General features: G+C 45.9%; 7 protein-coding genes and 1 pseudogene. 3 read left to right on the top strand and 5 right to left on the bottom strand.

Going from position 1 to position 7355, the window contains the following annotated elements; genetic code table 11:
• The first annotated feature begins 17 nt into the window (after positions 1 to 17).
• The 3 genes and pseudogenes from RLO19_RS01750 to RLO19_RS01740 form a co-directional block, all read left to right on the top strand.
• Positions 18 to 254 (top strand): hypothetical protein, encoded by a 237-nt coding sequence (locus tag RLO19_RS01750; RefSeq protein WP_446353278.1) that lies wholly within the window; start codon positions 18 to 20, stop codon positions 252 to 254.
• Between the two features lie 425 nt (positions 255 to 679).
• The gene (locus RLO19_RS01745; protein ID WP_446353276.1) at positions 680 to 1504 is read left to right on the top strand and encodes an IS4 family transposase; all 825 of its coding nucleotides are present in this window, start codon (positions 680 to 682) and stop codon (positions 1502 to 1504) included.
• Between the two features lie 459 nt (positions 1505 to 1963).
• Positions 1964 to 2338: pseudogene (locus RLO19_RS01740) on the top strand (transposase); the annotation flags it as partial.
• 574 nt (positions 2339 to 2912) lie between these two features.
• Here the strand turns inward: RLO19_RS01740 and RLO19_RS01735 are convergent.
• The 5 genes from RLO19_RS01735 to carA all read right to left on the bottom strand — a co-directional run bounded on the left by RLO19_RS01735 (position 2913) and on the right by carA (position 7001).
• Positions 2913 to 3200 (bottom strand): DUF1816 domain-containing protein, encoded by a 288-nt coding sequence (locus tag RLO19_RS01735; protein WP_446353274.1) that lies wholly within the window; start codon positions 3198 to 3200, stop codon positions 2913 to 2915.
• A 72-nt stretch (positions 3201 to 3272) separates the two neighbouring features.
• Entirely contained in the window at positions 3273 to 4259 is a 987-nt protein-coding gene (gene rlmB / locus RLO19_RS01730) for a 23S rRNA (guanosine(2251)-2'-O)-methyltransferase RlmB (RefSeq protein ID WP_446353272.1), read from the bottom strand.
• Positions 4260 to 4280: 21 nt separating this feature from the next.
• Positions 4281 to 4748, bottom strand: coding sequence for a Mini-ribonuclease 3 (locus RLO19_RS01725; RefSeq protein ID WP_446353270.1), 468 nt, complete (start codon positions 4746 to 4748; stop codon positions 4281 to 4283).
• Between the two features lie 535 nt (positions 4749 to 5283).
• Positions 5284 to 5652, bottom strand: coding sequence for an STAS domain-containing protein (locus RLO19_RS01720; RefSeq protein WP_446353282.1), 369 nt, complete (start codon positions 5650 to 5652; stop codon positions 5284 to 5286).
• A gap of 200 nt (positions 5653 to 5852) precedes the next feature.
• The gene (carA, locus tag RLO19_RS01715) at positions 5853 to 7001 is read right to left on the bottom strand and encodes a glutamine-hydrolyzing carbamoyl-phosphate synthase small subunit (RefSeq protein ID WP_446353268.1); all 1149 of its coding nucleotides are present in this window, start codon (positions 6999 to 7001) and stop codon (positions 5853 to 5855) included.
• Positions 7002 to 7355 lie beyond the last annotated feature (354 nt).

The raw sequence follows: 7355 nt of genomic DNA, 5'->3' as shown, positions 1-7355 counted from the left end.
TTATCTTTAATCCTTAAATGTTCCCCCAAAGCAGCACCCAGCAAGGGTCACAGGGTTTTGGGATCGGCGTGCGATCGCGGAAAGTCGCACGGCGTTTGCCGTTTCAATTTTTCGGCTCTTTGAACTTCAGTAAGAAGGAACGTATCGCTCCCATTAAAAGCAATAGACAAGAAATTGTTGACTTTTTCCAAAAATTAAAAACAAGGGACTTGCAGCTTAATAATGCACCAACCAAGCTTGGCTGTATTACATGAATTCAGCTTTCCTCACTGGTACTGTATTTTTACGCAGTTCCCTAAATGGGTTCGTTTTGTGGTAAAAAAAGAGCGATCTATTTTATTCAAGTCAACCGCTCAATCAATAATGCTACCACAATTCTATCACAGTTGTCTTAAGAATTATCTAAGTGAGTCTCAACTCCTCACCCTGGAAATTTTACTTTGGCTGCTTCAAGTACACAAAGAAGTCAAGATTGAGAGATTAGCCGCGCTCTTTCCTGTACCCATCCTCTATCAAAGTAGGAGAAAACATTTACAAAGGTTTTTAGTCCTTCCCAATCTTAGTCTACCATTGATTTGGTTTCCGATACTTAAATATATATTAAGAACTCAAATTCCTCTCGGAAATCGTGTTATTCTTGCTATAGATAGAACCCTTAGGGAGCAGCAATAACTTATTAATGATTGCTGTGATTTGGAAAAAACGTTCCTTCCCTGTATATTGGCAATTTTTGGATAAGGCGGGTAGTAGCAATATCTCCGAACAAATAGCAGTTATTCGTCCGGTCTTAAAATTGCTTTCCCGTTATCAAGTTGTTCTCATCGGAGATCGGGAATTCCGCCGCGTTGAACTAGCCTACTGGCTGAAGCAAAAGAAGGTATTTTTCGCATTGCGGATTAAGCAAGACACTTATATCCGTAAATCAGAAGGTAACTATCAACAGCTAAGTGAGTTGGGTTTAACTCCGGGGATGAAGTTATTTCATTCGGGAGTTAATTATACAAAGAAAAAGGGGTTTGGTCGTTTTAATTTAGCCGCTTATTGGAAGCGGAAGTATCGAGGTTCATGTGAAAAACATGGCTGGTTTATTTTGACCAATTTAAGTAGTATTGATGAAGTCATTCAGGTTTATCAATCTCGCCGTGGTATAGAATCCTTGTTCAAAGATTGTAAGACGGGTGGCTATAACCTAGAAGGAACCAAGGCATGCATAGAACGTTTAAATCGTTTAGTCTTGTTAATTGCCATGGCTTATACTATCGCTTCTTTAAAAGGGGACAAAACTCGCTGTCAAAGGCAACAAAAATATATCTGTCGTCTCAGAGAAGTAGCAAGAAGCCAGAGACGACACAGCAACTTCTGGATTGGTCTCTATGGATTGACCTGGACTATTGGATGGGATTTTTGTCAAGTAACGGTGGCGAAATTTATGCGGGTTAATCGCTCTAAGATTCATTACTTTCAGCAAGGATTGAAAGCTATGTATTTAATTAAAAATTATTGACGGCTTTTTCTTGATATTAAACTGTATAACTCCTCCCTATTACCATCCTATTCTTGACTAAGTTTAACCCAAAATATTCAACAATTCAAGAGTCTGGGGAGCAATATTCCGCTCTTAGACTTGAGCAGTAACTTAACGCGATTCGCTCTCCTCGATAGCGAGATCTTCACACAGGGATAGACCCGACACCCATCTAACCGTTGCTGAGTCATGATTTGGTCAACAAGAGAACGATTAAAGATCATCAACATACTTCTCGAGTGTCACCTGGGTGATTATCATTCTCATTCACGTTTTTGTTCTCAATAAGCCTGTCAATAAGCTCTCATCTTTTTGAGGCTTGAGGGGGGAAATGCTTTGCCTGCCAAGCTTTTGAGCTGCTTGTCACCCCTTCAGGGTTTAACTATATATGCGTCCTCCCCAATGGCATCCTCCGATTCAGCTATCGAAAAAAGAGCAAAGAGTGCTTTTACTCTCGATTTTGACTCGGGTTTAATTCATTGCCCCAATCAGATAACTATGCCTTTTCGAGAAGGACAAGTAGTGCGTTTTCCGGCTGCTGTTTGTACTAGTTGTCCATTACATGAGCGCTGTACTACTAGTCAAACTGGACGTAGTGTCTCTATCCATCCGGATGAATCCCTTTTGCAGGAGTTGCGTCAGCGTCAAACCACAGCGACAGGTCGAGCCAAACTTCGAGAACGGGTCAGAGTGGAGCATACTCTTGCTCATATTGGTCGATGGCAAGGTATTCGTGCCCGTTATATTGGCTTACGTCGGAATTTGTTTGACCTGCGTCGTACAGCCGTAGTTCATAATCTTCATGTCCTTGCCGGGATGCCGGAACCCTCTACCTCCACACACCCCCAGATTGGTTTCAGCTCAAGCATCATGGAAGCCTTGGTCGGTGACGAGCGATCGCACCCTGGGCTAAAAAACCATCTGACCTTTGCTCGATGATCAAATCAATAGTTTCCCCATGATAGCGCTCGCGAAGATCTTGCCATAGGCAATAGATCGGTTGAAACCACCGTTAGCTCAAGGTGGAGAGCGGTTATACATAAGTAGAGCGCGTCAAAAATCGCGGCAAGTCGCACGGAGACGCAGTGGGAGAGTTTTTGTTTAGGGGAAGCAACAGAATAACAATTCATATTCTGGCTGATTTGTCAACGGCTTCTACTGAACCGACGCTCTAGGTTTCTCTGCTCAGGATTTAGGTAGATTCGGATCTTCTTTGATTTTCTTACCGTATTTTCTCCAGTCCTGCATTCGACTAGAGTTGACGTGGACAATGGAGAGTAAATCCTGGGTAAGCTCTGATTGCGGACAGTATACAGTCTGGGTGTGGGGAAAATTTTTTTCCCTGTCATGAGTAGATTCAATTGTTCCCGACACCCGACAAGACGTTCTAGGAAAGTTGCCCACTCAAGGTTGGGACTCTCACACTAGCCGTTGACTCTTCCAAGTTTTCGTCAAAAATTGTTAGATGAATGGGTTTGCCGCGCATAATCGTCACGGAAATCCCTTGAGCGCCTTCATTTTCTAGATCTTCAATATATCCACCTTGAGCGGATTCGGCTTCCTGTTTACTGGAGAATGGACCGAAATAGTAGGTGCATTGGGGATCGTCTGTGATGATTTCTACCCAAAACGCCAAGCCTAAAAATTGGAGAGTGTTGATCAAAAGTTCTTTCATGCTCTTTACCTAGTCGATGGGATGCTATGTGGTCTTGTTAATTCCCTGCTGTTTACATTTTGTTATACTACTTTACGTTTCTTTTTTCCAAGAATTTTTGCTGAGATCGTCAAGATGCAGTGGGTTAACCCAACGCTGACGATAGGTTTCATACAACGTCATGGCTGCGGCTACAGAAGCGTTGAGGCTAGGAGTCTTGCCATACAGGGGAACCGAAACCAACACATCACAGCAGCGTTGAGTCAACAGACTTAGACCACTACCTTCTGAACCAATAACTAATACTATCGAACCGCTTAAGTCAACAGTGTGTAGTAGCTTACCACCGTCAGCACAAGTCCCATAAATCCAAAAACCAGCGGTTTTCAGCTCCTCTAAAGCCCGACTCAGATTGACCACTCTGGCAATCTGCAAGGTTTCTAACGCGCCGGCTGCTACTTTCATCACGGTGGAGGTAACGCCTACGGCTCGTCGCTGGGGAATAACCAAACCTTGAGCGCCCAAGGCTTCTGCAGTACGAATAATAGCACCTAAATTGTGGGGATCACTAATCCCGTCACAAACGATGATCACGGGGTATTGGCTGGTGGATTTGGCAGTTTGAATCAAATCCCCTAACTCCTTGTAGGAGTAAGGCGCAACTTGAGCCGCTACACCTTGATGATTGGCGCCTTGAGTAATTTGGCTGAGGCGTCGCGGATCAACTTCATCGATAACCGTACCGTTGGCTTTAGCTTGCAGTAGTAACGAGTGAAAGCGGTGATCATAGCGTAACTGGGGCAAAATCCACACCCGATTGAGCTGGCGTTGATTTTCGAGGGCGGCTAAAACCGGATGACGTCCGTAGAGTAAGTCAACATCTTCTGACAAAGTGGACTCAGACTCCGGTGTTTGGGACGGCGATGGTTGGGAATCTGGGTGACGTTTGAGAATGGGCTTATCAGGGGAGCGTTGATCCCTGAAGAATTTACCTTTAGAGGAAGGACGGCGATGGTCATGTTGGAACTTCCCTAGCTTCGGCTTGCCAGAGGTGTGAGAGCGGCGATCTTGATTAGCCATAGTATTAAGTATACGAATGATTTAGGGGGTATCGAGTTCTAAATACGCCAATAACTCAGTCAAACGTTGGGGATCACTCAGATACAGATATCCCAGTAATGTTTCTAAGCTGGTGGCTTGTTGATAGATTTTGCGATTGAGGCGTCGTGACGTTCCAGTCGCCGCATTCCTTCCACGTCGCAATAGTGCCAATTCGGGTTCTGTTAGGTAAGGTTCGAGCGATCGCAGCGTATTCGCTTGACTTTCGGCGCGGACTTGAGCCACGACTTGATCATGATAATCACATAGACGTTTAGGTGGGAGTAAATAGCGACTGCGAATATAGAGTTCATACACAGCATCTCCCAGATAAGCCAACGCCCCTGGTGAGATCTGTTGGATTTGGCATTGGGGATCGGCTGCAGCATTCAGTTGCCGAAATCGGGCTTCTGTTCCAGAAAGGGCTGAGTTATTGTCTGTGCTGTTTGAAGTCTCTTCCTGCTGCTCCATAAAACTCGGACTTGATGTTGGGCTATTTCAATGCCCGTCCCTATTTTAGCCGGCTCCTAGACGTAGGATGCTACGTCTGGGAAATGTTTCTTGACGAACAACGGGAAATCCCCCGCCGCAATGTCAGGGGATGGGTTTCACAGTTTTGTTGTTTGACATCCTCACCGCCCTGTAAGTGCGATGATTCCTCACCACGCCACCTTTTTAAGGGTGGTCGCTGAATGGGGTTGACAGCTCTACGCACACTGCCTCCAAGAGGTCTTACATACGCTCCCTGTCCGTTTTAAGTCTCGGAATGCCCTCCCGCGACTACATGTATCGTTTAGATCAAAAGCATCAAAAAATACTTTTGTTTTGCTTCCAGGTTGGATTTTACCATTGCCCTTCCGTCGTTTCCCTATTGCTGGCCCAGTCCCGGTTTCAACTCATAATGATTGTATATCGCTGCAAGCGAATGTGGGGATTTCAACCATCGTTATCATAGCACAAAAGTCCCCCTCGAAGGGGGAGGCTTTTGACCCAATTTTTCGGTCAACTAGGCTTTTTTGACGTTTTCTAAGGCTACGTCAACCGATGGTTGAAGTGAGAGAAATTGTTCTAGACGCACTAACTTCACCGTTTGAGTCACACGGGGATTGGTGACAATTTGCAATTTTCCCTCAGCCGTTTGAGCCTTTTTCGCTATACGCACTAAAGCGCCTAAGCCCGAACTATCCACGAAATCGATCTTAGAGAGATCCAAAATAATATTTTTTGGTCCCTCATCAACACATTTACCAATAACCTTCCCAAAGGTTGGTTCTGAGAAGGCATCTAACAATCCAGTCAGGCGGAAAAGTTGATAATTGCTTTTGACCTGACGAGTCCCTCTTAAGCTGACTGTCAGGTTGAGTTGCTCAGGAATAACACCCTCCTAGCTGTACTTACACTAAACTAATTCAACATGGGTTGGTGGTTTACCAGCGATTAAGCTATTCGATAGTATAGCGAGAAGTTTAGTGATCATCCACATCGAGTGCGGCGGGCGTGGAAATAACCCACCGGTCAAAATTTTCCCCTCGCTTCCAGAGGTAGCCGATTACATCTGGAATATGACTAGCGAACTTATGTACGGGCTTTTTGCGATCGCATGGATTCGACAAACTGATTAAACAAGTAGTCGGCATCATGAGGACCCGGACTCGCTTCTGGATGGTATTGCACCGAGAAGAATGGTAGCGTCTTGTGACGCAATCCTGCCACAGTACGGTCATTCAGGTTTAGATGAGTAATTTCCACATCTGCCCCTAATGACTCAGACTTGATCGCAAATCCATGGTTTTGGCTAGTAATTTCTACCCGTTGCTGTAACCCAGCCGGGTGATTCAACCCACGATGCCCGAATTTTAGCTTAAAAGTTTCAGCTTCCATCGAAAGCCCCAATATCTGGTGTCCCATGCAGATGCCAAAGAGGGGTTTTCGGTGTTTTAACAAGGCTTTGGTCGTTTCAATACCTTCCTTAACCGCCGCCGGATCGCCAGGTCCATTGGAGAGGAAAATTCCATCGGGGTTGTACTTGAGAATTTCTTCGGGGGACGTATTCGCCGGTACCACGATCACGCGACAACCATAGCTGGCTAAACGCCGCAAAATGTTGCGTTTGATGCCAAAATCGATCGCCACCACGGTTAAGGGTTCACCCGCTGTCGATTCAGCCGTGGGACTAAACTCCCAATGATTATCCGTGGCTTGGGACCACTCGTAAACGGCTTTGGTGGTAACTTCCTGCACGAGATTTAACCCCGCCATACTCGGCGCGGCTTGCACTTGCTGCAGCAATTCGCCGGGATCAAGAATTTCTGTGGAAATACCACCATTCATCGCCCCAGTTGAACGCAGTTTGCGAGTCAGCGCCCTCGTATCAATCCCGTAAATTCCGGGGATATGGTGTTGCTTGAGGTAGTCGGGTAAAGACTGGGTTGAACGCCAATTACTCGGACGCCAACAAATGTTCCGGGCGATCGCGCCTCGGATCTGAGGATGGGCTGATTCTTCGTCCTCTGGGTTTACCCCTGTGTTTCCCAGTTCGGGATAGGTAAAGGTGACAATCTGACCACAGTAGCTGGGATCTGTTGCCACTTCTTGATACCCCGTCATGGCGGTGTTAAATACGACTTCTCCAATTGCCGTACCTGAAGCGCCGAAAGACCAACCGGGGTAGGATGTTCCATCCGCCAGCACCAGAAGCGCTGGTGTAGCCGCTGAAATAGGCATAAGCAGTTTTTTTGTTGATGGTTGGTTGATTGTTATTAGAGTGTGACTTTTGTGACATCCTCCCACACCAGAATCTTTGATTTGGTGTGGGCTTCCAAGCTTCACAACTTGGATTTCCTGGTTTTTCCCGTTCGGCTGACGCTCACGGCGGAAGCCTTGCGGGATTTCGACACTTACCTAGACTCAGACGAATTTGAGTCCCCAGTAGACCGTCTGCACAGGCAGTTTCCATTCCCGCGAGTCCCGCGGTACTAGTTAGTTTGATTGGCGTTGGTTGTTGATTATTGATTTCGAGAATCAACTCACACTGCAGCAATTTCAACTAGCTTTGTGAGCATCTATATCGAAGCCAAT

Origin of the sequence: Coleofasciculus sp. G2-EDA-02 (assembly GCF_040226375.1) — a bacterium.
Classification (GTDB): domain Bacteria; phylum Cyanobacteriota; class Cyanobacteriia; order Cyanobacteriales; family Coleofasciculaceae; genus Coleofasciculus.
This window is presented reverse-complemented; position numbering and strand designations above follow the sequence as displayed.

Excerpts from the sequence above, each read along its gene's own strand:
- RLO19_RS01725 (WP_446353270.1), bottom strand. The coding sequence starts at position 4,748 with ATGGAGCAGCAGGAAGAGACTTCAAACAGCACAGACAATAACTCAGCC.
- RLO19_RS01735 (WP_446353274.1), bottom strand. The coding sequence starts at position 3,200 with ATGAAAGAACTTTTGATCAACACTCTCCAATTTTTAGGCTTGGCGTTT.
- rlmB (WP_446353272.1), bottom strand. The coding sequence starts at position 4,259 with ATGGCTAATCAAGATCGCCGCTCTCACACCTCTGGCAAGCCGAAGCTA.
- carA (WP_446353268.1), bottom strand. The coding sequence starts at position 7,001 with ATGCCTATTTCAGCGGCTACACCAGCGCTTCTGGTGCTGGCGGATGGA.
- RLO19_RS01745 (WP_446353276.1), top strand. The coding sequence starts at position 680 with ATGATTGCTGTGATTTGGAAAAAACGTTCCTTCCCTGTATATTGGCAA.
- RLO19_RS01750 (WP_446353278.1), top strand. The coding sequence starts at position 18 with ATGTTCCCCCAAAGCAGCACCCAGCAAGGGTCACAGGGTTTTGGGATC.